At 60.5% G+C, this 25,220-nt stretch carries 22 protein-coding genes and 2 pseudogenes; 10 read left to right on the top strand and 14 right to left on the bottom strand.

Annotated features, from left to right (window positions below; genetic code table 11):
• Positions 1–7: 7 nt before the first annotated feature.
• Genes NBG89_RS23825 through solA form a run of 3 tightly spaced genes read left to right on the top strand, consistent with a single transcriptional unit; the run spans position 8 to position 3,444 of the window.
• Positions 8–784, top strand: a complete 777-nt coding sequence (locus tag NBG89_RS23825; protein WP_431322810.1) for an ABC transporter ATP-binding protein — start codon at positions 8–10, stop codon at positions 782–784.
• Positions 781–2,274: an HAL/PAL/TAL family ammonia-lyase gene (locus tag NBG89_RS23830; protein ID WP_431322811.1), complete on the top strand. Its 1,494-nt coding sequence runs from the start codon at positions 781–783 to the stop codon at positions 2,272–2,274. The genes NBG89_RS23825 and NBG89_RS23830 overlap by 4 nt, the downstream gene beginning before the upstream one ends.
• A 9-nt stretch (positions 2,275–2,283) precedes the next feature.
• Positions 2,284–3,444 carry an N-methyl-L-tryptophan oxidase gene (gene solA / locus NBG89_RS23835; protein ID WP_431322812.1) on the top strand — a complete coding sequence of 387 codons (1,161 nt, stop codon included), beginning with the start codon at positions 2,284–2,286 and terminating at the stop codon, positions 3,442–3,444.
• 67 nt (positions 3,445–3,511) lie between these two features.
• Here the strand turns inward: solA and NBG89_RS23840 are convergent.
• A pseudogene (locus tag NBG89_RS23840) lies at positions 3,512–3,592 on the bottom strand (prevent-host-death protein); the annotation flags it as partial.
• Positions 3,593–3,748: 156 nt separating this feature from the next.
• Between NBG89_RS23840 and NBG89_RS23845 the strand changes: the two are divergent.
• Positions 3,749–4,945: an IS256 family transposase gene (locus NBG89_RS23845; protein WP_431321730.1), complete on the top strand. Its 1,197-nt coding sequence runs from the start codon at positions 3,749–3,751 to the stop codon at positions 4,943–4,945.
• 322 nt (positions 4,946–5,267) lie between these two features.
• Here the strand turns inward: NBG89_RS23845 and NBG89_RS23850 are convergent, their stop codons facing one another.
• The 6 genes from NBG89_RS23850 to NBG89_RS23875 all read right to left on the bottom strand — a co-directional run bounded on the left by NBG89_RS23850 (position 5,268) and on the right by NBG89_RS23875 (position 11,317).
• On the bottom strand, positions 5,268–6,335 hold the full coding sequence (locus NBG89_RS23850) for an ABC transporter ATP-binding protein (protein WP_431322813.1): 1,068 nt from the start codon (positions 6,333–6,335) through the stop codon (positions 5,268–5,270).
• Positions 6,332–7,258, bottom strand: a complete 927-nt coding sequence (locus NBG89_RS23855) for a PfkB family carbohydrate kinase (protein WP_431324533.1) — start codon at positions 7,256–7,258, stop codon at positions 6,332–6,334. The genes NBG89_RS23850 and NBG89_RS23855 overlap by 4 nt, the downstream gene beginning before the upstream one ends.
• Positions 7,258–8,280, bottom strand: coding sequence for an SIS domain-containing protein (locus tag NBG89_RS23860; RefSeq protein ID WP_431322814.1), 1,023 nt, complete (start codon positions 8,278–8,280; stop codon positions 7,258–7,260). The genes NBG89_RS23855 and NBG89_RS23860 overlap by 1 nt, the downstream gene beginning before the upstream one ends.
• Positions 8,277–9,122: a carbohydrate ABC transporter permease gene (locus NBG89_RS23865; protein ID WP_431322815.1), complete on the bottom strand. Its 846-nt coding sequence runs from the start codon at positions 9,120–9,122 to the stop codon at positions 8,277–8,279. The genes NBG89_RS23860 and NBG89_RS23865 overlap by 4 nt, the downstream gene beginning before the upstream one ends.
• Complete coding sequence (locus NBG89_RS23870) at positions 9,122–10,006, bottom strand: carbohydrate ABC transporter permease (RefSeq protein WP_431322816.1); 885 nt, start codon at positions 10,004–10,006, stop codon at positions 9,122–9,124. The genes NBG89_RS23865 and NBG89_RS23870 overlap by 1 nt, the downstream gene beginning before the upstream one ends.
• A gap of 72 nt (positions 10,007–10,078) precedes the next feature.
• Positions 10,079–11,317, bottom strand: coding sequence for an extracellular solute-binding protein (locus NBG89_RS23875; protein WP_431322817.1), 1,239 nt, complete (start codon positions 11,315–11,317; stop codon positions 10,079–10,081).
• A 222-nt stretch (positions 11,318–11,539) separates the two neighbouring features.
• Here NBG89_RS23875 and NBG89_RS23880 point away from each other — a divergent pair, with 222 nt between their 5' ends.
• On the top strand, positions 11,540–12,745 hold the full coding sequence (locus NBG89_RS23880) for an ROK family protein (RefSeq protein ID WP_431322818.1): 1,206 nt from the start codon (positions 11,540–11,542) through the stop codon (positions 12,743–12,745).
• Between the two features lie 7 nt (positions 12,746–12,752).
• Here NBG89_RS23880 and NBG89_RS23885 read toward each other — a convergent pair whose 3' ends face one another.
• The 4 genes from NBG89_RS23885 to NBG89_RS23900 all read right to left on the bottom strand — a co-directional run bounded on the left by NBG89_RS23885 (position 12,753) and on the right by NBG89_RS23900 (position 15,147).
• Entirely contained in the window at positions 12,753–13,238 is a 486-nt protein-coding gene (locus NBG89_RS23885; protein WP_431322819.1) for a cupin domain-containing protein, read from the bottom strand.
• A gap of 53 nt (positions 13,239–13,291) precedes the next feature.
• The gene (locus tag NBG89_RS23890; RefSeq protein ID WP_431322820.1) at positions 13,292–13,624 is read right to left on the bottom strand and encodes a chaperone modulator CbpM; all 333 of its coding nucleotides are present in this window, start codon (positions 13,622–13,624) and stop codon (positions 13,292–13,294) included.
• Positions 13,625–13,626: 2 nt separating this feature from the next.
• Positions 13,627–14,541: a DnaJ C-terminal domain-containing protein gene (locus NBG89_RS23895; RefSeq protein ID WP_431322821.1), complete on the bottom strand. Its 915-nt coding sequence runs from the start codon at positions 14,539–14,541 to the stop codon at positions 13,627–13,629.
• Positions 14,542–14,640: 99 nt separating this feature from the next.
• Entirely contained in the window at positions 14,641–15,147 is a 507-nt protein-coding gene (locus NBG89_RS23900) for a hypothetical protein (RefSeq protein ID WP_431322822.1), read from the bottom strand.
• A gap of 312 nt (positions 15,148–15,459) precedes the next feature.
• On the opposite strand from NBG89_RS23900, the gene NBG89_RS23905 reads away from it, so the two are divergent.
• From NBG89_RS23905 to NBG89_RS23915, 3 genes are read left to right on the top strand one after another with little or no spacing between them, the layout of a single operon-like run.
• Positions 15,460–16,602: a TRAP transporter substrate-binding protein gene (locus NBG89_RS23905; protein ID WP_431322823.1), complete on the top strand. Its 1,143-nt coding sequence runs from the start codon at positions 15,460–15,462 to the stop codon at positions 16,600–16,602.
• A gap of 21 nt (positions 16,603–16,623) precedes the next feature.
• Positions 16,624–17,334, top strand: a complete 711-nt coding sequence (locus NBG89_RS23910) for a TRAP transporter small permease subunit (RefSeq protein WP_431324534.1) — start codon at positions 16,624–16,626, stop codon at positions 17,332–17,334.
• Positions 17,331–19,073, top strand: coding sequence for a TRAP transporter large permease (locus NBG89_RS23915; protein WP_431322824.1), 1,743 nt, complete (start codon positions 17,331–17,333; stop codon positions 19,071–19,073). Before NBG89_RS23910 ends, NBG89_RS23915 begins: the two co-directional genes overlap by 4 nt.
• 122 nt (positions 19,074–19,195) lie before the next feature.
• Here the strand turns inward: NBG89_RS23915 and NBG89_RS23920 are convergent, their stop codons facing one another.
• Entirely contained in the window at positions 19,196–21,133 is a 1,938-nt protein-coding gene (locus NBG89_RS23920) for a mechanosensitive ion channel family protein (RefSeq protein ID WP_431322825.1), read from the bottom strand.
• A gap of 10 nt (positions 21,134–21,143) precedes the next feature.
• A complete protein-coding gene (locus NBG89_RS23925; protein WP_431322826.1) occupies positions 21,144–22,358 on the bottom strand; it encodes an alpha/beta hydrolase in 1,215 nt (404 codons plus the stop codon).
• A gap of 220 nt (positions 22,359–22,578) precedes the next feature.
• Here NBG89_RS23925 and NBG89_RS23930 point away from each other — a divergent pair.
• Both NBG89_RS23930 and NBG89_RS23935 read left to right on the top strand, forming a co-directional pair.
• Positions 22,579–23,259: pseudogene (locus NBG89_RS23930) on the top strand (M20/M25/M40 family metallo-hydrolase); the annotation flags it as partial.
• A 243-nt stretch (positions 23,260–23,502) separates the two neighbouring features.
• Positions 23,503–24,348 carry a class I SAM-dependent methyltransferase gene (locus NBG89_RS23935; protein ID WP_431322827.1) on the top strand — a complete coding sequence of 282 codons (846 nt, stop codon included), beginning with the start codon at positions 23,503–23,505 and terminating at the stop codon, positions 24,346–24,348.
• 180 nt (positions 24,349–24,528) lie between these two features.
• Here NBG89_RS23935 and NBG89_RS23940 read toward each other — a convergent pair whose 3' ends face one another.
• Positions 24,529–24,879: a winged helix-turn-helix transcriptional regulator gene (locus tag NBG89_RS23940; RefSeq protein WP_431322828.1), complete on the bottom strand. Its 351-nt coding sequence runs from the start codon at positions 24,877–24,879 to the stop codon at positions 24,529–24,531.
• Positions 24,880–25,220: the final 341 nt, after the last annotated feature.

The raw sequence follows: 25,220 nt of genomic DNA on the forward strand, positions 1-25,220 counted from the left end.
AGTTTTCATGCCAGGCGTTACCCGACTTTCCGTCCGCAACATCCGCAAGAGCTTCGGCACGCATGAGGTCCTGCGTGGTATCTCGCTCGATGCCGAAGATGGCGACGTCATCTCCCTGCTCGGTGCCTCCGGCTCCGGAAAATCCACCTTTCTTCGTTGTATCAACCTCTTGGAGACGGCAACAGACGGCGAGATCTGGGTGGATGGAGAACAGATCCGTATGATCCACAAGGGCGCGATGAGCCGGCCTGCGAGCCAGAAGCAGGTCGACCACATCCGCTCGGAACTCGGCATGGTCTTCCAGTCCTTCAATCTCTGGTCGCACATGACGATCCTGCAGAACGTGGTCGAGGGACCCGTTCATGTCCTCAAGCGTCCGCGCGCCGAATGCATCGCCGAGGCCGAGGTGCTTTTGGAAAAGGTCGGCATAGCCGACAAGCGACATGCCTACCCGGCACACTTGTCGGGTGGCCAACAGCAGCGTGCCGCCATCGCCCGCGCCCTTGCGATGAAGCCGAAGGTCATGCTTTTCGACGAGCCGACTTCCGCGCTCGACCCCGAACTCGTCGGCGAGGTGTTGCGTGTCATGCGTGCGCTTGCCGAGGAGGGGATGACCATGCTGGTGGTCACGCACGAGATGAGCTTTGCCCGCAACGTCTCCAACCGGGTCGTTTTCATGAAGGAAGGCCTGGTCGAGAGCAGCGGCGCGCCGGATGAGATGTTCGGTGGCGGCGCCTCGCCTGCCTTCCGCCAGTTCATCGGCCATTTCGGAAGCGGGCAATGACGGTCATCATTGCCACCCGGATCGGCTGGCGTGAGGTGGTGCGCGTGGCAGCCGGGGAGGCGCTCGCACTTTCTGATGAGGCATGGGGGCGCATCGACAATGCCAGCCGTATCGTCGAACGGATCGTCGAAACTGGCGTGCGCGCCTACGGCATCAATACCGGCGTCGGCGCGCTTTCGGATACGGTCGTCGATCGCCCCTCGCAGAGCCGATTGTCGCGCAACATCATCCTGAGCCATGCCTGTGGGGTCGGCGAGCTGTTGGCGGCGCGCGAGGTGCGAGCGATCATCGCGGCGCAAATCGCCAATTTTGCCCACGGCCATTCCGGCGTGCGCGCGGACATTGTCCGCCATCTCACGACATTTCTGCAACGGGACTGCGTGCCGGATGTCCCATCAAAAGGCTCAGCCGGCTACCTCACGCACAATGCCCACACCGCGCTCGTCCTCATCGGCGAGGGAACCGCGTCGGTGGCTGGCAAGCGCATGAGTGGTCGCGAGGCGCTAAGTGCGATCGGGCTTTTGCCGCTCGTGCTCGGCGCGAAGGAGGGGTTGAGCCTTGTCAATGGTACAGCCTGTGCAACGGGTCTGGCTAGCGTCGCATTGGCACGAGCCAACCACCTGCTTGACTGGGCTGATGCGATCGCTGCCCTGACGCTGGAGGCGGCAGGATGCCAAATGGCGGCTTTCGATCAAGCCGTCTTGGCACTGCGTCCGTCGCGCGGTATTGCCGACGTCGGCGCGTCTTTGAGGCGGCGCCTGGCTGGTAGCGGCCTGATCGCGACTGCGCTCGGAAAGCGCACACAGGATGCTTTGAGCCTGCGTTCGGTGCCGCATGCCCATGGGGCGGCTCGCGACGTCTTTGACAATGCCTCTGACGCTGTCGATCGCGAACTTGCCTCGGTGACCGACAACCCGGCGGTCTCCGGCACGCCCGAAAACCCGCTGGTCTCGTCGCAGGCTCACGCCGTGGCGCCGGCCCTTGCGCAAGCCTCAGACAGCCTGGCCGTCGCCCTTGCGCAGATATCGGCCATGAGCGAGCGCCGCATGGACCGGCTGGTCAATCCTTTGGTCAGCGGACTGCCGCCGTTTCTGGCGAGCGACGCCGGCAGCAATTCGGGCTTCATGATCGCGCAATACACCGCAGCGGCGCTCAGCAACGAGAACCGCAGGCTGGCTGCACCAGCCTCCACCGATGGCGGTCTTACCTCCGGCCTGCAGGAGGACTTTCTTGCCCATCCGACGGCCGCGGCAAACAAGCTTTTGTCGGTGATCGACAACGCCGAATATATTCTCGCAATCGAGCTGATGGCCGCAGCCCAGGCGCACGACTTCCTTGCACCAACGGCTGGCCGCGCCAAGGGGACGGACGCAATCCACCGCGCCGTACGCGATGTCGTTGCGCACTATGATGACGATCGCCCTCTTGCCGGCGACATGGAGGCGGTTCGCACCTTCATCCGTCGCGAATTGCCGCCGGAACTGATGTGAGTATGAGACATGACAGCTGAATTTGACGTTGCCGTCATTGGCCTTGGCGCCATGGGCAGTGCGGCACTCTCCTATCTTTCGGCGCGCGGCGCCAGGACGATCGGCATCGATGCCTATTTTCCGGCCCATGCGCTCAGTTCCTCGCATGGAGACAGCCGCCTCATTCGTCTCGGCTACTTCGAGGATCCTTCCTATGTACCGCTTTTGCAGCGCGCCTATTGCAACTGGCGCGCTTTGGAGGCCAGGCTTCGCGCAAACATATTGACGATCACCGGCGTCCTCCAGATTGGCGCCGAAGACAGCAAGATTGTTGCGGGAACGCGCGCATCCTGCGAGATGCACGGATTGGCGCACCAAGTGCTCGACAGGACCGACATGGCACGTCGGTTTCCTGCCTTTCAGCTGGGCGGTGACGACATCGCTGTCCTTGATCCCCAGGGCGGCTATCTCAGACCCGAAGCTGCCGTCATGGGTTATCTCAAACTGGCCGCCGAGGACGGTGCGGTCCTTCATTTCGGCGAGCGGGTCAACGCTATTGAGCCGGGTAACAATGGTGTGACGATCCGCACTGCGGTTGGTCAGTATCGTGCCAGGAAAGTCGTGGTCGCGACTGGCTCCTGGATTGGCGAGCTGGTTCCGCAATTGAAAGAGCATGCTGTCCCGATCCGCCAGGTCGTTGCCTGGTATCAGCCGCGCGACGGATTTTCGACCGAACCGCAGCGCATGCCGTGCTTCCTGAGGGACGAGGGGGAAGAAGGTTCCTACTTCGGTTTCCCGGCGATCGGGGTCGATGGCGTGAAGGTCGGCCGGCACGCGCACTTCCGCGAGCCGATCGATCCCAGCAAGCCCAATCCGCCGGTCAATGATGCGGACACGGCACTGCTCGACGGCTTTATCGCCAGGCGCGTGCCGGCGGCTGGTGGGCTGCGCGTCAACGCGCTGACATGCCGCTACACGATGCTGCCGAGCGAAGATTTCCTGCTCGACCTTGCGCCCGGCAACCCGAATGTGGTCGTCGCCTCGCCGTGCTCCGGGCATGGCTTCAAGTTTGCAAGCGTCGTCGGCGAAATTCTCGCCGATCTGGCACTGGAGGGTGGAACGAGCTTGCCGATCGCCGCCTTCTCCTTCGATGCCATGAAGCGCTTCGTCGCTGCTCGAAAGGCCGCCTGATCTCGCTATAAGGGGTCGTTCCGGCTAGGGGCGGGCGGAACGACGCCCTAAGCGGTTGCCCCTGTTGGAGGCCACGGTGGCGCAGGAGACCGAATGGGCGCTTGCAGCCGTCGGCGGGGCCGATGCGCGCAACAACCCGCCTGCGCCGGGCTGGGAGACGGCGCGGCCCTGGCAACAGCTGTTTCGAAGCGGCGTCTTCCGTTCCCTAGGTAGAGTGCTGAAGGTTCTGCAAATTTCCTAAAGAAGGCGGCCATGGCAGACTGGTGATGTTCAACGTCACCTATTCCCCGGAGGGAACGCCACCATGACCAAGACCGATGGTAAGACAGCCAGTGCTGCAGTGAAAGAGATTTTGCTATCGAACCCTGACGGCTTGCGTGAAGTGATCCGCGCCGTGATGCAGGAAGTTCTGGAAGCGGAGATGGACGAGGCGCTTGGAGCTGGCAAAAGCGAGCGCACACCGGACCGGCTCGGATACCGCTCAGGCCACTATGGCCGAACGTTGATCACCCGCGTTGGCAAGCTTGAACTGCGTGTTCCGCAAGATCGCTCGGGACACTTTTCCACCGAACTGTTTGAACGTTATCAACGTTCCGAGCGAGCCCTGGTGGCGACCTTGGCAGAGATGTATGTGCAGGGGGTGTCGACCAGAAAGGTCAAGGCGATCACTGAAGAACTCTGCGGCCATGCTTTCTCGGCATCTTCAATCTCGGCGATCAACAAGCGATTGGACGAAAGCCTGAAGGCGTTTGCGGAACGCCCGCTTCTTGAGCCCTTTGCCTACCTGATCCTCGATGCCCGCTATGAGAAGGTCCGTGAGGCTGGCGTGGTGATGAGCCAGGCAGTGCTGGTTGCCGTTGGCATCGATTGGGACGGACGGCGGCAGATTCTGGCTGTCGAAATGGCGGCCCGGGAGAGCCGCTCGGCGTGGAAGGACTTCCTCGTCAAGTTGAAGGGCCGCGGTCTACGGGGTGTGGAACTGGTGGTCTCGGACGATCACGCCGGCCTCGTGGCGGCGATCGCGGAGACGCTTCCCGAGGCCGCCTGGCAGCGCTGTTACGTGCACTTTCTGCGCAACGCCCTCGATCACCTGCCACGAAAGCATGGCGACGACTGCCTGCAGGAGCTGCGGTGGCTCTACGACCGGCGCGACCTCGACGAAGCCAAGACCGATCTCTCCGCCTGGCTCGCCAAGTGGTCGGCACGCTATCCGCGCTTGACCAGCTGGGTCGAGGAGACAATCGAACAGACGCTGACCTTCTTCCGATTGCCACGCCAGCATCACAAGCACTTGAAATCGACCAATATGCTTGAACGCCTCAACGAGGAAATCCGCCGCAGGACCTACGTGGTGCGCATCTTTCCAAATGCAGAGAGCTGCTTGCGCCTCGTCAGAGCCCTCGCAGTTGAAACCCACGAAAACTGGATGGAGGCCAATCGATACATCAACATGGACGATCTACGAGAGCACAAAAAGCTCGCTATGCGCCAAGCCGCATGACCGCCCAATTTGCTGAACTTGACGCACATAACCCGTTCCCTATCCAGTGCGCCCGCTCGTACCTTCTTGCATTGCATGCCATCTGGTGGCGATTAGCATGAAGGTTTCGCGATTCAATTTCGTTCTGCCAAAATGAGATCGCGGGCTTTACTGTTCAGATCCTATCAAAGTGACCGCTCTCTATGCGCCCATCAAGCTTTACTTAGCGGGACGGCCACGGCGCAATTCGTTACCAGTCTAAGAGGTTCCGGGGTGGTGAAAGTGCTTGCAAAGATGAGTTGGTAACTGCATGCCGTTGGCAATCGATTAGACGTGGCGCTCTCTATAAGCGCAATCCGCTCTCTGCATCAAAGAGGTGAATTGCTTCCCGGTCGAAAGAAAGCGTCAATGGCTGGCCATTCTCCAAAACCGTGCGCGGCGGCAGGCAGGCCGTGATCCGTTGCATGCCGGCGAGGGCGCTGACGACAAGCTCAGGGCCGGTCAATTCGGCAACCTCGCACTTCGCCGCAATCGCAAGCCCGGATGCGCCAAGGCGAAGTGCTTCCGGTCGTATGCCCACGATCAGTTTCTGCCCGTCCTCTGGTTGGGTTTCAAGTTCATCTGACAGCGGCAGCACGGTGTCGCTGCCATCAATCCGAACTTCACTTCCGCGCGCCGTCGCGTTCAAAAGGTTCATTGCCGGCGCACCGACGAAGGTGGCGACATAAAGGGTTGCGGGCCTGTCGTAAATCTCGGACGGCGTGCCAAGCTGTTCGATGCGCCCGTCGCGCATGACCGCGATACGGGTGGCAAGCGTCATCGCCTCGATCTGATCATGCGTGACGTAGACGACCGTGGTTTTCAGCATCTGATGCAGCCGCTTAAGTTCGGTGCGCATCTCCATGCGCAGCTTCGCATCGAGATTGGAAAGCGGTTCGTCGAAGAGGAAGATCTGCGGTTTGCGCACAAGTGCGCGACCGATTGCAACGCGCTGGCGCTGGCCGCCCGACAGCTGGCCCGGTTTGCGCCCGAGCAGACTTTCGATCTGCAGCAGTTTGGCCGCGTCGCGTACAGCCCGGTCGCGCTCGGCGGCCGGAACCTTGCGCATCTCCAGGCCAAAACCGATATTGCGGTGGACCGTCAGGTTGGGATAGAGCGCATAGGACTGGAAGACCATGGCGATGTCGCGATCCTTCGGGTGCACGCCAAGGACGGAGCGCCCGCCGATTAGAACATCGCCGCTTGTTGCCTCGGCCAGTCCAGCGATGATGTTGAGCAAGGTCGACTTTCCGCAGCCGGACGAGCCGAGGAGCACGAGAAATTCGCCGCTTTCGAGTGCGATGTCGATGCCCTTCAACGTTTCAACGTCGCCGTATGTCTTGCGGATATTGACGATTTCAAGCGCACTCATTGAGCCGGTTCCTTGGGTGCTGATGATCCGTAGCTGCGCGGAAGGGTGGAAATGGCCCGCGAGGCGACTTCGGTGCCGGCCTTCAGGCAGGTGGCGAGCGGCTTTTCCTTTGCCAAGGCAGCAAGAAAGCCGGCATTGAAGACGTCGCCGGCGCCGATCGTGTCGACAACCTTGACGGAGGGGGCCACAGCCTGGATGCATTGACCGTCAGCGCCGATCGCAAGCGCCCCGTGCGGGCCGCGTTTGACAACGACGATTGCGCCATCGGGCATGTGCGATCGGATCTTAACTGCTGCCTCGGCAGGGTCCTCGAGGCAGGCAAGCGTGGTGGATTCCACCTCATTGAGAAGTGCGATTGCGCAGCGAGACAGCCAGCGTCGCGTGGCGTCGCAATTTTCGGTCGTCCAGCCCTCGAGCGGCCAGCCTGTATCGAGCGCAACCGCAATTTCGTGCTGGTCCGCCCAGTCGAAGAAAGCATCGTATTCGCGTGTCAGATCATCTGTCAGGAACGAGCCGCAGAGCAACACATAGCCGCCTGACAGCTTCGCGCCGTCGAGAACGGCCAAGACATCGCCCAGGCTGAAGCGCGGCAGATGCCCGCGGGTTGTAAAGAAGGTACGCTCTCCGTCCGGATGGGTAATGCCGACGGACAGCGTCGTTTGCTCCGGGCGTACCGGCCAGCTCGCGGCACGCGCGCCGAAAGCCTCGCTCAGCCACCGGCCGAACTGGTCGTTGCCGACATTGGCTGCAATCTCGAAGGCGACGCCGAGGCCATTCCAGGCAAGCGCGCTGTTGCCGGCAGCTCCACCCACGCGCAGTTCGTCATGATCGACGATGATCTCGGTGCCAGCCTTCGGCCAGGGCGCCGCGGGACCGAGAATGAGGTCGACATTGACGTTTCCGACGACGGCAAGCGGACGCATCATTCGCTCCGGGTAATCTTTGTCGAGCGCACAGGTGTCCCGGCGTTTTCGACCCGCGCGTCGGCAAAGGCAATCATGAAGCGCTGCGCCACCGGCAGCATTGCGAAGATTGCGGCAAGATCCGAGGCCGGCTTGAAGCCGATGGTAACCGCACCGGCCACAGGCTTTTCGCCCGATGCATCGAAGATGACGACCGGAGCACCGGTTTCGACGGCCGATACGGCCATGGCGGTGACCAGGCCTGCCGTGCTGTCCGCCCCGCGGAATAGAACGACACCAATTGAGGGGCTAAGCATCTCCATCGGTCCATGTCGCAACTGGCCGCCCTCCAGCGAAAAGCAAGGGCGACGGGAGAGTTCCGTCAGGCCAAGTGCTAGTGCCTCGGCTAAGCCTTGCAGGCGTCTGCCTGAGGTAACGACGGTCGCCACGCCGTCCAGAGCGGCAAGAGCTGCGTCGATGCCTGGCGTTTCGGGGAAGCTAAGAGCGGTAAGCGCGGCTGAAGGATCCTCGCCAAGGGCTCCTAGCACGGCCAGATGCAGGGCAAAGGAGACGGTGAGGCTGCGGGTGGCGGCAAATGCCTGCTCGGCGCCGCCCGATCCTATCAATGAAGTGGCCGTGCGCGCCAGAAACGATCCTGTCTCCAGCGTCAGTCCGAACGTGTCAAAGCTGCCACCGGTCTCATTGAACCAGCGGACGACCTCGGCGCTTTCGCCGGATTGCGACGTAACGAGGACGGACCTTCCCTCGAGTGAGAGCGGTTGTCCCAGTTGCTCGGAAAGAGGCAGTGCGATCGCATCGATGCCGCGGGCGCGGTAAAGCGGTTCGACCGCGCGACCGATGGCATGAGATCCGCCCATGCCGAGAAGGAGGAGGCGACCATTCTTCTTCAGCGATGCCGCAATCGCCTGAGCGGTCTTCCTTGCGCCGTCGTAAGACGCCAGGGCGTCGGCATGCTGGCGCGCCATTTCCCGGTCGATGGCAATCAGGCCGGCTGGTCGTGTGGTTTCCATCGTGCTTGTCATCCCTTGACGCCGCCACTTGTCAGCCCTGAAATCAGGGCTCGTTGCATGACGAGACCGACCAGCACCGGGGGCAGGGCGGCAAGCACACCGGCGGTTGCGATCAATCCATAATCGGAGACACGGCCACCGGCCAGGTCGGCAATGGCAACCGTGAGTGTCTTGGCGCGCTGATCGGAGGTGAAGAGCAGCGCATAGAAGAATTCATCCCAGCCGAGCAGGAAGGCAAACAGCGCCGAGGTTGCGACGACCGGCATGGCGAGCGGCAGGGTGATGATTTTCCAGGTCTGGAGCAGGCCCGCGCCGTCGATCGTTGCCGCGGCTTCGATTTCCCTCGGGATGGAGTCGAAGCCGGATTTCATCAGCCATGTCGTGAAGGGCGCAAGAATCGTCAGGTAGACGAGGGCGAGGCCGAAAACGTTGTTCAGCATGCCGAGATAGGCCAGGCCCATGTAGAGCGGCACGGCAAGTGCTACCGGCGGCAGCATATAGGTGGCAATGACCAGTGACAGCGACCAGCCGACCGAAGGGGTCCGCGACACCGCCCAACCGGCCGGAATGGCCAGCGCGATGGCGGCAATCGTCGCCATGCCGGCAACCTCGATGCTGTTCCTGAGTGACGAGGTGAAGGCGGCGCCTGCACTGTTTTCGACGGTTGAAAGCAGGCTGGCGTAGCGTGAAAAATCAGCTGACTGTGGCCACCAGCGCAGCGGCTTGGCGGCAAGATCGGCCGCCGGTGAGATGCTCATGACGAAGAGCCATAGAATGGGTGCCAGAATGACGGCGGCAAGCAGCAAGGCGCAAGCATAAATGAAGATTGAAAAGATCGGGTTCTTGCGTTCCATCAGGCAGCACTCCCCGCGCTCTTGCGCACCAAAGCGGCATAGGCGACGGCAAGCAGCGTCACCAGCATTGTGACGATCAACGCCAGGGAGGCGCCGGAACCGGCGCGCTGGAAGGAAAACGCTTCCTGATAGACCAGGATCGACAGCGTCCTCGTGCTGTTGGCAGGGCCGCCACGGGTCATGACCCAGATGATGTCGAACACCTTGAAGGCCTCGATGGTGCGCAATACGAGGGCCACCATCAGCGGGCCGGCGAGATAGGGCAGGATGACGAAGCGAAAGCGGGCGAAGGGACCGGCGCCGTCGACCAACGAGGCGGCAGTGACGTCACGGGGTACCGCTTGCAGGGCAGCAAGAGCGATGAGCGCCACCAGAGGGAAGTTCTTCCAGCAATCGGCAACGATCAGAGCGGCAAGCGCTGTCCCCGGTTCACCGAGCCACGAGCGATAGGCGTCGATCAGGCCGATTTGCGTCAGCGCTGCGTTGAGCGCGCCGTATTCGGGATTGTAGATCAGCCGCCAAAGCGTGGCGTTCACCACTGTTGGCAGCGCCCAGGGGAGGATCATCAACGCACGCAAGACAGCGCGACCACGAAAATCCTGGTTGAGGAGAAGTGCGGCAAACACGCCAATGACCATTTCGGCGGCGACCGAAATGATCGCGAACCAGGTGGTGGTGATCAAGGTTCGCTGAAAATTCGAACCGGAGACCATCTTCACGTAGTTGTCGATGCCGACGAGATTGCCGGCGGTACCGACAAGCTTGGCGTCGGTGAAGGACAGGCCGACGGTATCGACCAGCGGCCACCCGATGACTGCAATCATCACGACAAGCAGCGGCAACATCAAAAGCCACGCGCGGACCGTCATCCAGGTGCCGGACATGAGGCGCCCTCTCAGTTCATCGGATTGTCGAAGTGGGGCCAGGGGCAGACGCCGCCTGGCCGGCTCTATCGCCTAGAGGCCGCTATTGTCGGCAGCTGACTTCAGAGCATCTTCCGGCGAGGCCTGGCCGAGCAGGGATTCCTGGATCGCCTGCTGCAAAGCCGTCGAAAGTTCCTGATACTTCGGCGTCGTCGGGCGAGGATACATCGCGGCGAGGCCGACCTTGGCTGCAGCAATCAGTTCCTCCTGGCCCTTGGTCACGGCCGGGTCCTCATAGGAGGAGGCCCAGATCGGCAGGCTGAGCTTGGCGTACTCATTCTGCGTCGCCTGCGAGGTCATGAAGGCGATGTATTTCCATGCCTCTTCCGGATGCTTGCTGGCGGTCGTGATGCCAAGGCCCATCGAGCCATTGACGGCCGACGCCTCGCTCTTGCCTGCCACGCCGGGAGCCGGTACGACTCCGACCTTGCCTGCGACCTTGCTGTCCTTCGGATCGTTTGCCATGTTGTACATGTAGGTCCAGTTCAGCGCAAAAGCGGCATCGCCGTTTTCGAAGACCTTGCGCACGTCTTCCTCCAGGAATTCCTTGGAGTTCGGGTTGGTCAGGCCGGATTTGTAGCTGGATACCATGTAGTTCAGTGCGTCGAGACCACCGCCATTCTGGAAGGCGGGCTTACCGTCCTTCAAAAAATCGCCCTTGTAGGCGCTGACGAGTGTCGTGTAGTCGCAGATGGCAGCTTCCGCCTGCGACCAGCTCCAGGCGATCGGTGTTGCAAGAAGGCCCTTGTCCTTGATCGTCTTTGCCTGCTCGCTCAGCTCGTCCCAGGTCTTTGGCGGGGCCTTGATGCCGGCTTTCTCAAGGATTTCCTTGTTGTAGAACAGATACTTGGTGTCCAGGATCCACGGCATGCCGTAATATTTGCCGTCGTATTGGACCGTTGTCCATGCGCCAGGCAGGACGCCCTTCCTCATGTCATCGGTAATGCGTGAGGAGACGTCGACCAGGACCTTGTTGGTTGCGTATTCGGCCGGCCAGATGACGTCGAAGAGGACGACGTCATAGCCGCCGCCGGAACCCTGCGCCAGGACCGTCTTGTCATGCAAGCCTTCGTAGGGAACGAATTCCAGATTGACCTTGACGTCCGGGTTCGCCTTTGAGAAGCCATCCGTCATGGCGCGGACGTCGGCTTCGCTATAGGCCGCTTGCGCCATGAACAGCGCGTTGATCGTGGTCTCGGCAAAGGCGTGCGGCGCAAGAAATACACCGATCAATGCCGTGCCAAGCAGCGTCTTGTTTAGGGATTTCAACATTCCAGCCTCCAGTTTTTTGACATTCACCCGTTTTCTAAAGGCGGCTGTCGCCGCCATCAGTTGTCGAAAAGGCGCCGGTGGGCCAGCTGCCAGTCTAAGAGCGTCGTCAGGGCCGTGTCTGCGGCTCTCTTCGTTCCCCGGAACTCTTTGGTTCCTCATTAAGTCAATTGTCTTGACTTATTTCTTCTTCAATATTCTACTGCTGTCAAGAGGGAATTCGGAATGAACGACACCCGCCCGATACGGGCAAAGAGCGGCACCAACCACGAAGGCACCAGCGCCCATAACAGGCGGGTAATGGTGGACGCCCTTAGAATGAATGGAGCGCTTTCGCGAGCAGACCTGGCGCGCGCCACGAAGCTCACCAAACAGACCGTGTCGAACATCATCGACGAACTCGAGCAGGAAGGCCTGGTCACCGCCCAAGAGGCTGTTCGCAAGGGCAGGGGGCAGCCATCGACACCCTACCGGCTGGTGCCGCAAGGGGCGTTTGCGATCGGTTTGCAGATCGACCGTCACGTAACCCGGGCGATTGCCGTCGATCTTGTCGGCAACGTGCTGACCCGGGCCGAGGCGAACCTTCCAGCCGACGGGCCGTCACGCGGTGCAGCCGTTATTCTAGAGCTGATCGAGACGGTTCGCCGCGATCTTGCGGGGCTTGTCGCTCAATCGGAGCGTCGGCTCGTTGGACTGGGTGTTGCAATGCCTGGCCCGTTCGGAATCGAGATTGCCGGTGACGATCCCTGGATGATGGCCGCATGGCAGACGTTTCCCCTGCAGGAAACGCTCGCGGCAGGCACGGGGCTAGGCGTTCGCCTGCAAAACGACGCGGCCGCATGTGCCACGGCAGAGCGCATGGTCGGTGCTGCCCATGGGCTTGACCACGCCGTCTGCCTCTATCTCGGTTACGGTATTGGTGCCGGTCTGATCCTCGGTGGGGAACTTTACAGTGGTGCCAATGGCAATGCCGGCGAAATCGGCATGGCCCTGCTTTCGGCAACTGGCAGCCCGACGCCGCTTGAACATCGCGCCTCACTTGCCTCGCTCTACCAGCATCTGGCGATCAATCCGGCAGATCCAGGCGTCTATCAGATGGTGAATGAACTGGCGCTGAAGGATGATGCGAGAATTAAGAGCTGGATCGAGGAGGCGGTGATGGACCTGCGCTGGAGCGTGCATCTCATCGAATCGATCTTTGATCCCCAGACCGTGATACTGTGCGGTGGGGCGCCGGAAGCCCTGGCGCGACGTCTTGTCGAGGCGATGCACCCTTTGCCACCATCGATCGCCGATCGCAAAGACCGGGTCATCCCCCGCTTTCAGCTTGGAATGACCGATCCCTGGGCCGTCGCCCTTGGCGCAGCCGCCGACCCGATCAGCCGCGCCTTCGATCCGAGCTTTGCGGCCATTCTCAAGGGCTCGGCCTAGGGGGCGCTCATGATCGATGGATCGGGTCGATCCATGCAACGTCTTCCGGCTGTTCGACCGGTTCGATATCGAGATTGACGACCACCGGCTCCTGGCCGGATCGTATGACGACGCATTCCAGCGTCTTGTCGCGGCTGGCATTTATTTCCTGATGTGGGACGTAGGGCGGTACATAGATGAAATCCCCGGGGCCTGCTTCCGCCGTAAATTCCAGATGGTCGCCCCAGCGCATGCGCGCCTTCCCCTTCACCACATAGATGATGCTTTCGAGATCGCCATGGTGATGGGCGCCAGTCTTTGCATTCGCGTGGATGGTCACCGTACCGGCCCATATCTTCTCGGCCCCGGCGCGTGCATGGTTGATCGCCGTTGCGCGGTTCATGCCCGGTGTCTGCGCGGTATTGGGGTCGAGCGAATTGCCCGGGATGACCTTTACGCCATGCTCGCGCCAGTCGATTGGATGGTGGTCAGGGTTCTGCCGTTCCTCGGTCATGTTCGTCTCCATCAGGCAATCAGGTCGCTGCGATGATGCTTGGCAGCCATTGGCTAAAGCCCGTGGATGCCGGACAGTTCATCGAGCTTGCCGCGCAGCCTGCGCTTCACCTCCTCGTCCTGCTCTTCCATGGCGGCGAGCATTTCCCGAAGCGTTCCACGCAGCCCGTGAATCTGATCGATCAAATCCATGATGAGGTCCACGCCGGCATCGTTGACGCCCATGTTCCGCGTCAGGTCGAGGATCAGCTGCGCTCGGGCCACATCCGTGTCGCGAAAATCACGAGCGCCGTCACGCGTCTGCGGCAATAGCCAGCCCTGTTCGACCCAGACCTCAAGCACCCTCACGTCGATCTTCAGAAAACGGCGGAATTCAAGATCATCCATGGCTATTCTCCCATGCCCTTTCTCGGATCCTGCTGTTTGCCCGCCGTCCAGCCGGTCATGAACTCGCTCAGTTGCTGATCGGGCGCGTCCGGCAGCACGATTTTCAGCGAGATGTAGATATCTCCAGCACTGCGGCCTTTCGTTGCAACGCCCTTGCCCCTCAGGCGCAGAACCTTCCCGGTGTTCGAGTGCGGCGGCAATGTGAGGTTGACAGGACCGGATGGTGTTGGCGCACGCACCTTGCCGCCGAGCACGGCCTCGCGCAGCGTAATCGGCAGGTCGAAGCGAATGTCGTCGCCATCACGAACATAGAAGCGATGCGCACGCACGCGAATTTCGACAAGTGCGTCTCCGGATCGACCGCCGCCGATGCCGGGCTCGCCTTTGCCGCGAAGCCTGAGTGTTTGGCCGTCACGCGTTCCCGGTGGGATCTGCAGATCGAGCGCCGGCCCATCGGGCAAGCGGATCTGCGTCTTCGTGCCGTTGATGGCGTCGAGGAAATCCACCTCCATCGAGTAGTGGCGGTCCTGGCCGTGTGCGCGAAATTCGCCTCCCCGTGCCCGTCGCGAAAAGAAGCTCGAAAAGATGTCGTCGTTGTCGCCAAAATCGGCAAAGCCCGCGCTGTTGTGGTAGGGATTGCCGGCGTCGGCGGCAGACGCATAGTCGCGATAGTAGTGGCGTTGGGGCTGCTCGGCGCCGCTCATGTCGATCTCGCCGCGGTCGAAGCGGCCGCGCTTTTCCTCGTCGCTCAAAAGCTCGTAGGCAGCGGAAATTTCCTTAAATCGCTCTTCAGCCTTCTTGTCGCCAGGGTTGAGATCGGGGTGAAGTTTCTTGGCGAGCTTACGAAATGCGCTTTGGACGTCTTTCTGTGTGGCGTCCTTCTTCACGCCGAGAAGCTCGTATGGATCGCGGCTCATACATGTCTCCGGTTCAGCCTGCGGAAATCGCCGGCATTTTGCGATCTATATAGGTTTGCTCTGCTGCCTGGACGAGAGGTTGTGTCGAGGCGAGGCTGCCTAGTCACGCTTAAGGTTGATCTCGCTGGTCACCACCGGCTGGCCGGAGGCCGGATCCCTGTCAACCGTACGAATCCGTATCGCGTTGGCATCGACGCGCTGGATCGTCATGTTGGCGCTGCGGTCACCATTTATCACCTTTGACCAGCGCACCGCGAGATTGATGGCATCGCCGCGGCGGCTTCCCTGAAGGCCGGACACGCCTCCTGACGGACCGATGTAGCTGCCGGCATATTGTGCGCCGCTGACCTTGATGTTGGCCGACACCGGTTTTGTGATAACGATCATCCCGCGACACGTCCCCTTCATCGAGAGCGCCTCGCCAGTCGCCTGCGTTTTGAAATTGCAACTGAGGTTGATCGGCGACGAGGCGATCGTGCGCTTCATCATGCCTCCGCCCGTCCAATCGCCGGCAAGCGACTGGAGGAAAGGAGCTTCATCGGCATATGCGGCTCCGGTCACCGCCCACAAAAGCACGGTCACAGCAGCATGTCGCCAGCACCTCATGACGTCCTCCCCTGGAGATGATCAAGAATGCTTCAGAATGCCTCAAAGTTCCTCCTGGTGGAGGACGTTTGCCAAAATGTCCCGATGCGATACCGGGACGCAAGTGATTTTCGTGCAGCTCCTTGATGACGGACTGACCTCAACGAGCGACCGCCCCGGCAACCGTCAGGCAATCACGAGATGTCGGGGCGAAAGGCGACCTTTGTTTCAAGCTTACGCAGGAGTATTATTGGGTGCTAAAATAAAAGCTTATGCGCAGGTTATGGGAGAAACTGCATAGGGCTTTGCGGCCTGTGCGTTCGGGAGGAAAAAATGAGATCGAAAACCCAAGTCAGGGCAAAGACTTCCCGTCGCAAATTCCTGAGCGGCGCAGTTATGGCCGCCGGCGCGATCGTCGCGGCACCGAGCGTCGTTTCGGCGCAGGGGCCCGTCAACATGCGCTGGCAAAGCACCTGGCCATCCAAGGACATCTTTCACGAGTTCGCGCTTGATTTCGCAAAAAAGATCACTGACATGACTGGCGGCGATCTCAAAATTGAAGTGCTGCCAGCCGGTGCCGTGGTGCCTGCCTTCGGCCTGCTTGACGCTGTCTCGCAAGGAACGCTCGACGGCGGGCATAGCGTCGTTTCCTACCACTATGGCAAGCAAGCGGCGCTGGCGCTGTGGGGTTCCGGACCGGGCTTTGCGATGGATGCCAACATGCTGCTCTCCTGGCATAAATATGGTGGTGGCAAGCAGATCCTCGAAAAGCTCTATCAATCGATCGGGGCTAATGTCGTTTCGTTCCTCTATGGCCCGATGCCGACACAACCGCTCGGCTGGTTCAAGAAGCCGGTGGCAAAGATCGAGGATCTTCAGGGACTGAAATTCCGCACCGTCGGCATTTCCATTGATGTCTTCACCGGTCTCGGTGCTGCGGTCAACGCGCTGCCGGGTGGCGAGATCGTCGCGGCATTGGACCGCGGGCTGCTGGACGCGGCCGAATTCAACAATGCGTCCTCCGACCGGGCGCTCGGTTTCCCCGACGTCTCCAAGATCTGCATGCTGCAAAGCTTTCACCAGAATGCCGAGCAGTTCGAGGTGCTGTTCAACAAGACGAAATACGATGCTTTGCCCGACCAGATGAAGGCGATCGTCTCCAACGGCGCGGAGGCAGCTTCACAGGACATGCACTGGAAGGCGATCGACCGCTATTCCAAAGACTACGTGGAGATGCAGACGGTCGACAAGGTTAAGTTCTACAAGACGCCGGAGGCGATCCTCAAAAGGCAACTGGAAATCTACGATGAGGTCGTGAAGAAGAAGGCGGCGGAAAACCCGCTGTTCAAGGAGGTCATCGAGTCCCAGATCGCCTTCGCAGAACGGGCAACTCGTTGGGAACAGGATACCCTCGTCAACCGCCGGATAGCCTTCGATCATTACTTCGGCCGCGATGGAGTCGCGAAGGACCTATGACATCATCGCTGGTCGGCGATGATGTCTTCTGAGGAAGATGGTCGGCTATCTCGGGGGGCAGCCGTGCGCGTTCAGCAGTTTCTCATCAGGGTCGATTCGATCAGCATATGGGTCGGTAAAGCCATGGCCTGGCTGATCATCGCGCTGATGACGCTCGTGTGCATCGAAGTCTTCAAGCGCTACATCATGAACATGCCGACGGCGTGGATATTCGACGCTACCAACATGTTGTACGGCACCCTATTCATGTTGGCCGGAGCTTATGCGCTGGCACAAAACGCTCATGTTCGCGGCGACTTTCTCTACAGTTCGCTGCGGCCTCGCATACAGGCCGTGCTCGATCTCATTCTTTATGTCCTGTTCTTCCTGCCGGGCGTCGCCGCGCTCATCTATGCCGGTTATGACTATGCGGCGCTATCCTGGCGGATCGGCGAGCATTCGACGGTGACGGCCGAAGGCCCGCCGATCTATTACTTCAAGAGCGTCATTCCGATTGCGGGCGGGCTCGTCATGCTTCAGGGGCTGGCCGAGATCGCGCGCTGCATCGTCTGCTTGGGAACCGGCGAATGGCCCGCCCGGCACAAGGATGTGGAAGAGATCGACGTCGTCGGCGAGCAGCTTGCCCATAGCGAACACATAGATGCGCAGACGCGCGAGGCTGCGATTGGGCGTGCTCAGGATATCGACAGGGCGGCTCGGCAACGGGCCCGTGGTGGAGACATCGAGACGTGAGCGATCCGTTTCTTGGACTGACGATGCTCGTTCTCATCGTGGTCGTCATCGTGATGGGGTTCCCGACTGCCTTCACGCTGATGGGGCTCGGCATGCTCTTCGGCTTTTATGCATTCTACAATCCGGCCGAGCATTGGATCGACAATCGCGTCTTCGACCTGATGGTCCAGCGCACCTATGGCGCGATGACCAATGACGTGCTCGTCTCAATCCCGCTCTTCGTACTGATGGGCTACGTGATGGAGCGTGGTGCGCTGGTCGACAAGATGTTCTACAGCATCCAGCTTTCTTTCCGGCGGGTACCTGCCTCTCTTGCCGTGGCGACGCTGATCATTTGCACCTTCTGGGGCATCGCCAGCGGCCTTGTGGGCGCTGTCGTGGTGCTGATGGGCGTCATCGCGATGAGCCCGATGCTGCGCGCCGGCTATGACGTCAAGCTTGCCTCCGGGGTGATCACTGCCGGCGGCACGCTGGGGATTCTGATCCCGCCATCGGTGATGATCATCGTCTACGCCGCCGTTGCCGGACAATCGGTCGTCAAGCTTTATGCAGCCACGATGTTTCCCGGCTTCTTCCTGGCGCTTCTCTATCTCGTCTACGTTCTCGCCTGGGCGATGATCAATCCGAAGATTGCACCTGCGTTGCCCGAGGACCAGACGAGGGTTCCCGTGGCCTCCTGGATGAGGCGCTTTCAGGCGCTCTATTCGGCCAACATGCTCGTCGGGCTTCTCCGCGCTTTGGTTTCACCATCAAAGGCGATGGCGATCGAGACGGACGATGGACGGCTCACCTATTGGAAGCTGGTAAAGAATGCCTGTGCCGCGCTGGTGCCGTTGTCTTTGGCGGCATTCACCCTGGCTCTCGTTTGGTGGTATGTCGTCATCCACCCGCAGGCATCGACGCAGACGCAAGCGCCGGAAGGGCTGGAAGAACTCGGCGCACCCCCCGTCGATGCCGGTCCGGCGGTGGCAAATGGGCCGTCAACCAGTTTCTACCTGACCTTCGGGATCATTGCTGTCATCGTGGCGGCGGTACTCGTGCGCTACTACAGGAATATGAGTGCCGAGCGGCTTCAGCTGGTAAAGCTACTGGCTTCGTCTGTCATGCCGCTCGCGATACTGACCATCGTCGTGCTGGCCGTCATTTTGTTCGGTATCACGACGGCCACCGAGTCCGCTGCCGTTGGTGCCGCCGGAGCCTTCCTGTTGGCATTCCAGGCCCGGACGCTGAATTGGAAACGTACAAAAGAGGCGGTGTTTTTGACCGCGAAGACCACGGCGATGGTCTGCTGGCTTTTCGTCGGCTCGGCACTCTTTTCCGCCGTGTTCGCCATTCTTGGGGGCCAGGCGCTTATCGAGCAGTGGGTGCTGGCGCTTGATATGACGCCCGTGCAGTTCATGATCCTGTCGCAGGCGATCATCTTCATTCTCGGCTGGCCACTCGAATGGACCGAAATCATCATCATATTCGTGCCGATCTTCCTGCCAATGCTCAGGCACTTCGACATCGATCCGATACTTTGGGGCGTGCTCGTCTTCGTCAATTTGCAGGCGGCGTTCCTGTCGCCGCCAGTTGCGATGTCGGCCTATTACCTCAAGGGCGTTGCGCCCCCTCACGTTACCCTGAACCAGATCTTCGCGGGGATGATGCCATATATGCTGATCGTCATTCTTTGCATGGTTATCATGTATTTCTGGCCGGGTTTGACCCTGTGGCTTCCACGCTACCTTTACGAATGAAAAAGCCTTCGTTTCTTCACTACGGCGAAGCCGCAAAAAGCTTCCCCGTGTTGGCCCGCCCATGCTTCCATCTTGCTGTCTTAATCCTGGATGTGTCGAGGCCCCATGTCCCTCATGTACCTTCATTTCATCGGCGTAGCGGCGCTTGCCTGCTGCGCGCGAATTGCCTGAGCGGCGGCTGCGCCACCATCCTTGTCGTCGCCCCCGACCTGCACCGTCGGTTGGGCGAAAGCGATCCCGTTTGCCAGGAATGCCTCGCGGATCTTGGCGTAGGCCTTGCGGCGGATGTAGGTCTGCATGCCTGGAACCGTCGTCATGGCAAAACTCAAGACGATTCCATAGTCGCCAAACTCCTCGACACCCTTCATCTTCAAGGGCTCGATGAAGAGCTTTCCGAGTTCGGCATCATCCTTCAGCTCGGCTCCGACCTTTTTGGTCAGCTTGCGCGCCTTGTCTATATCCGTGGTGAAACCGACCGTGATCCTGAACTTGTCGATGACCCAGTCACGGCTCATGTTCTCGACGGCTCCCAGTTCGCCGAACGGCACCGTGAAGACGGGCCCACGGTGATGGCGCAGTCGAACCGAACGAAGACTGAAGCCTTCTACAGTTCCCTTGTAGTCCTTCGCCTGGATGTATTCCCCCACGCGGAAGGCGTCATCGAGCATGTAGAACACACCGCTGATCACGTCCTTGACCAGCGTCTGCGAGCCAAAACCGATGGCCACGCCGAAGATGCCGGCTCCCGCGATTAGCGGCCCGATCTGCACGCCCATCTGCGCCAGCACGATCAACCCTGCCATGACCGCCACAACGACAGCCAACGCATTGCGAAAGATCGGAAGAAGCGTGCGGAACCGTGCACGTCGGGCGGCATCGGCCGGCGCAAGCGACGTGGTGTCGGTCGCTCCCCGCAACGTTCGATCGATCCAGCCCTTGGCCAGTTGCCAAAGAAGATCCGCAACCACCAGGATCAGTACGCTTTTCAGGCCGCCATAGAACAAGGCGACGACGATCGGATCGCGCTGACCCAATGCGTCAGGATTGAGATGCCAAACAAGCGCCAGCCACCCGACCGCAAGCGCGATAATCGCAGCGCGTGCGCCCCGGACGATCAAGACACCACGCAGGCTGCCGGGATCACTGGTGAACGACGCTGCCGCGCGTCCAACCGCGTTGAGTATCGCCGGCAGCACGAGCACGTAGATGCCGATCCAGAAAAGGCCTCTCATGTCGAGACACCAGATTATCCAAAGCGCGACGAGGAAGGCCGCCAGGGCCGCCTTCCACGGTCGAGGTCGCTGCGACGCGGCCCATACGGCCTCGATCGCGAGAAGTAACCCGACGACCGACAAGCAATAACTGATTGCAGCGGTGACGGACGGCGGGACGCCAAGGGGTTCTCCGATAGCGGCCGTGGCAACGGCGAAGCACGCAATCCCGATGAGGATCCTCAACCGCGCGCGCAAAGGCGCCCGGATATCGGCGACGGATAGCAATGCGATCGCCAAACGAAACAGGATGAATGCGCAGAGGTAGGCAAGCAAAGCGACACGGGCGAGAGGCGGCCATTCTACCGCGAAGAATACGATCGCCATGGCGCCGGCGAAAATGCCGACGGGGGCCAGGCGGCCAAGCAGCGTCTCGCGGGGCATAGCCAGTCTGCGGTATAGTCCTTCGGCGAGAAGACCGAGCGCGACCAGCCCACCGAAAATCACGAACACGGGTGCGTAGCCCCTGCTTTTAGCATCCTGCCGTGTTCTGGAAGCGGCCGCTGCCACCTCCGACGGAATTGCAGGGACCGCTGCCAGAATTTCGCTGACGCGCGCCCGCGCGGCGGCTTCCCAGTTGGCCAAATTCGAGGTCCCCGTCGATGCGGCAGGCTTCGCCCCAGATGCGCCGGTCTCTTTTCGGCTATTGAGCCAGGTCTGCACGTCTGGATCCTGCAGGAGGCGCACGAGTTCGTTGATCTTCTCTGGTGGGGCCGCGGCCGTCGGCGTCTGCGCGAAAGTATTGAAGGCGAAAAGAAGTCCGGCGATGAGAGACAGAAACCACTTCATGCTCAATCTCCTACTGCGTCAGTTGTTGCGGCTTCAGATCACCGCCGAGTGTTTCGCCGGCTGGCCGTGGTCTTCTTCGCGGTGCGAGGGGCTGCTCGACGAGCATGGCCGGAGCCGCAACCGCGGTCGCGGCAACCGTGCCGATATTCGTGACGGTCCCTCCAACCACGGCTGTGATGCCCTGGCCAAGCGTGACCTTCGAATCGGTGAGCGTCTGGCCGGTCATAAGACGCTCACCGATGAGTTGGACGATCTCCGGGCTTTCGGCGAACTTGCCGTGATTAAGCCCATCCTCGGTCTTTACGTCCGTCAGATCGATCGCGGTGATGCCAGCTTTTTCCAGCTTCGAGCGATAGGGCTCTTCGGCTGGGTTAATCGCGCCAAGACGCGAGACCCGACCCGTAATGAAGCTCGAGACCGCCAGGGCCTTGTCATCCTGGGACACGAAGATCGTGAACTTCGGACGGGGCTCGCCCATCTCCACATACTGCTTGGCGAAGACCTGGATATCGATATCAGGAGACGCGAGGATCACGTTGTGAACCTTCGAATTCACGTGGCCATCGCGTATCCCCATTTGTCGGAGCGATTCCATGGCAAGCCAGGTTCCCATCGAGTGAGCCATGATGGTGATATCCTTGACATTGGGGTCGGCGGCCAAAGTGCGCAGAGCCTGCTCCAGGCCGGTGCGCGAATAATTCGTGCTTTCCTTGTCGTACTGGTAGGCTGTGATCTCGGCTCTCGACGGCCATGTGAAGAGGACTGGCGTTGCCTGCATCTTACTGTCGTGCACGATCTGCGCCAGCCGGAAAACCGAGTCCTCATAGGTGTTGTTGAAGCCGTGAATGAACACCAGCGCATGTCCGCCGTTGACATGCTGCCTGAACCAGTCTTGCCCCTGCGCCACGGTGTCCATCTGTTCAACATTCGTCACGGCGAAATCCGTAGCCGGGTTGGGCGGCAGACGCTTTGGCCATTGTACCGTGCCCGTCTCGCGCTTTGGCGGAATTGAAACCGTGATCTGGGTCAGATGCGGCTTTGAGCTTCGCTCTCCGTTGAAGAGTGTGGCCGGGTCGCCAGAGGGCTCGCGCGTGGTCGCAACCAGCATCTCGACCTTGGAGGCAGATGGGACGGAAGCTGAGAGCGGAACCGGTGTCATCACGCCGTTCGGGTGCCCGCAACTTGTCAGGAGAAGGAGAAAAAGAGGGGCACTGCGTTTTACCATGCAGGCATATTCCAGCTGTCGCTTAAGAGAGAGGGTTTTGTCAAAGCTGGACGCTAGCAGGTGACGCGTGGCGAGGCCTGTAGCATCACGTAATATCTGTGCCCTTGCATGCTGCCGTGATGCGGAATTGTCACGCCGGCTTGGGGCGTGCGTTCGGTTGGAAGATAAAATTCCGGCGGACTATCTTCCTCTTGTGGGTTCGCCATCAGTCCACTTAATGGTCCCAAGCCTTCCAGATGCTTTAGGCCATTTCGAGACCCGACCCGAAGCGATCATGTCCGCGGAGGACAATTTCGAGATCACGTTGAAAGGCGTCGGCGGCCACGCCGCGCGACCGCATTGGGGCAATGAGGTCCTCGTCGCCGCTTGCGCGCTGGTCACCAATCTCCAGACTATCATCTCGCGCCGCATCGACCCGGCTGACATCGGCGTCGTTTCTGTCACGGAATTGATTACCGACGGCACCAGGAACGCCCTGCCGGGAACTGCCCGCATCCTCGGCGATGCCCGTAGCTTCCGAAGCGATATCAGCGAGAACATCGAGAAGCAGATGCGGATCATCGCGCAAGGAACCGCGCTCGCCTATAATGTCGAAGCCGCTATCCACTACACCCGGGAATTCGTTCCGCTTATGAACGACCCCGCTCTGACAGACGAGGCCATGGCCGTGGCGACCGAGCTTTACGGCTCATCCAATGTCACCGTCGCCTCGAAGCCGATGACCGGATCGGAGGATTTTGCACGGTTCCTGACGCGGGTTCCCGGCTGCTTCGTCTTCCTCGGTAACGGAAAAGGGTCGGCCCCGCTCCACAACCCGAACTATGACTTCAACGATGAGGGTCTCGTGCACGGAACCAAATTCCTTGCCGCGATCGCACGTCGACGTCTCGCGATCAAATGAGTTGGCGTGCCCGCTGAACCATCCGCCAAAAACCAACTGGCATGCCATGGTCCATTCGGGGGCGCGAGAAGCAATCACCACTCCTTCCGGAAAGCTCATCTAGCGGTCATGGCGCCGGGTTGTTGTCTTAATCCAGATGGCTGGAGCCCGTAACGGCGTCTATTTGGTTGTAAGTTGGTCCACACGGTTCATAGTAGGCCACCCGGACGAGCGGGAAGGTCTGTCATGGAGGGAGGGACGGGCATGCCTTGGAACGTCGATGAGATCCGCGATCAGCAGCGCGATACATGGGATCGCTTTTCCACCGGCTGGAAGAAATGGGACGAGCTGGTCCTTGGCTGGCTTGCCCCGTTTGGTGATGCGATGCTCAGGCTCGCAAACTTGCGGAAGGATGCGCATGTCCTTGACGTTGCCGCTGGAACCGGCGAACCCGGGCTCACTGCCGCCGCTTTGGTGCCGCTTGGAAAGGTGACGGTAACGGATATCTCCGAACGCATGCTGGCGGTAGCCGCTGAGAACGCGGCTCGCCGTGGCCTGACGAATTTTAACACCAAAGTCTGTGATGCCGGCGCGCTGCCTTTTCCTGATGCGGCTTTTGACAGCGTTCTGTGCCGCTTCGGCTTCATGTTCTTTCCCGACATCCTACTTGCTGCTCGGGAATTTGCACGGGTGGCAAAGCCCGGTGCGCGTGTCTGCGCGGCTGTCTGGAGTGGGCCAGACAAGAACCCTTGGGCAACGACGATCATGTCCACGATCGCCAGGCATGTGGAGATACCGGCGCCGCCCGCCGGATCGCCGGGGCTTTTTCGATGCGCCCCGCCCGGATTGATGCGCTCCGCCTTTGAAGAGGCCGGTCTGACGGATCTACGTGAGGAGGAGGTTTCATCCATCATGACCCACGCGTCACCGGAGAGGTACTGGGACTTCATGACAGACATCGCAGCACCCGTCGTGGCGGGACTTGCAAGAGCCGACACGGCGACGCAAGCGCAAATCCGCAACGAGGTACTTTCACTGGCGCGCCAGTCGATTGACGATGGCCAGGTGCGACTTCGTTCGACCGCGACTGTCATTGTTGGTACGCGGTAGTTGTCGCTCGATAAAAGCTGAGAAAGATGGGAGGCGGAGAACCTGACCGCTTTGCGCCGCCCCTAGCGGTCATGCGGAGATAAAGGGCAAACTCCAAACATCGGCGAATTCACGCAGCCGATGACATTCCAGTATCCTTTTTCGGCAGATGGTCGTCGCGGGCAACCAGATTGCAGCGGGTCAACCAGCCGTCTCCCCAAGGCACACCGAGCAGGATGGGTTCAAAGTCCGGCCTTCTTCGCTGATCGAATACTCCGCCTTGGGCGGGATGACGGCAAAGACTTTGCGCTCGACAAGGCAGGAGCTTTCGCATTTCGGCGAAAGCAATGAACAGAACGGAAAGGTGGTCGTCACTTTGAATTGATCAACCACCATTGGCTGGCAATGGCCTCCGTTGATTTGCTTCAGCGTGGGCAGCTTCGCCGGTCGCCAACCTTGGTTCGGTGTGACTGTGTTGCTGGCCCGGGAGTTCAGAGGGCGGAATGACCGGGGTCCTGCCGGTCTCCGGAGCCGGGTGCTCGATTTTCTCATCGCCAGATGCCGGCGGCACTATGACGCCGCCACATTTGGAAAAGTCTCGATCGCCTCCGCCGCTGCGTCTTGGAGCGCTCGGTGATTGCTGCTGTGCTGGAGCCCGACAATGGTCGCGACTGGACTGCATCTGACTTTCGCCAAAAGCCTCCGTGGCGCTTGGCAGCGCAATCATCAACACCAAGCCAACAGTGATTGCGCGCCTATTGGTCACGACGCTTCCTCTGCAGCTGTTTGCCAATCAACGATGCCCAGGCGACAAAGTTCCAACCGGCCTGTTCGCACCTGCGCTCGCCAGGTCGGACCGATCCCGATCGAATGGGCCATTTCGAAGGAGGCAG

Origin of the sequence: Rhizobium sp. YTU87027 (assembly GCF_050644135.1) — a bacterium.
Lineage (GTDB): Bacteria > Pseudomonadota > Alphaproteobacteria > Rhizobiales > Rhizobiaceae > Rhizobium.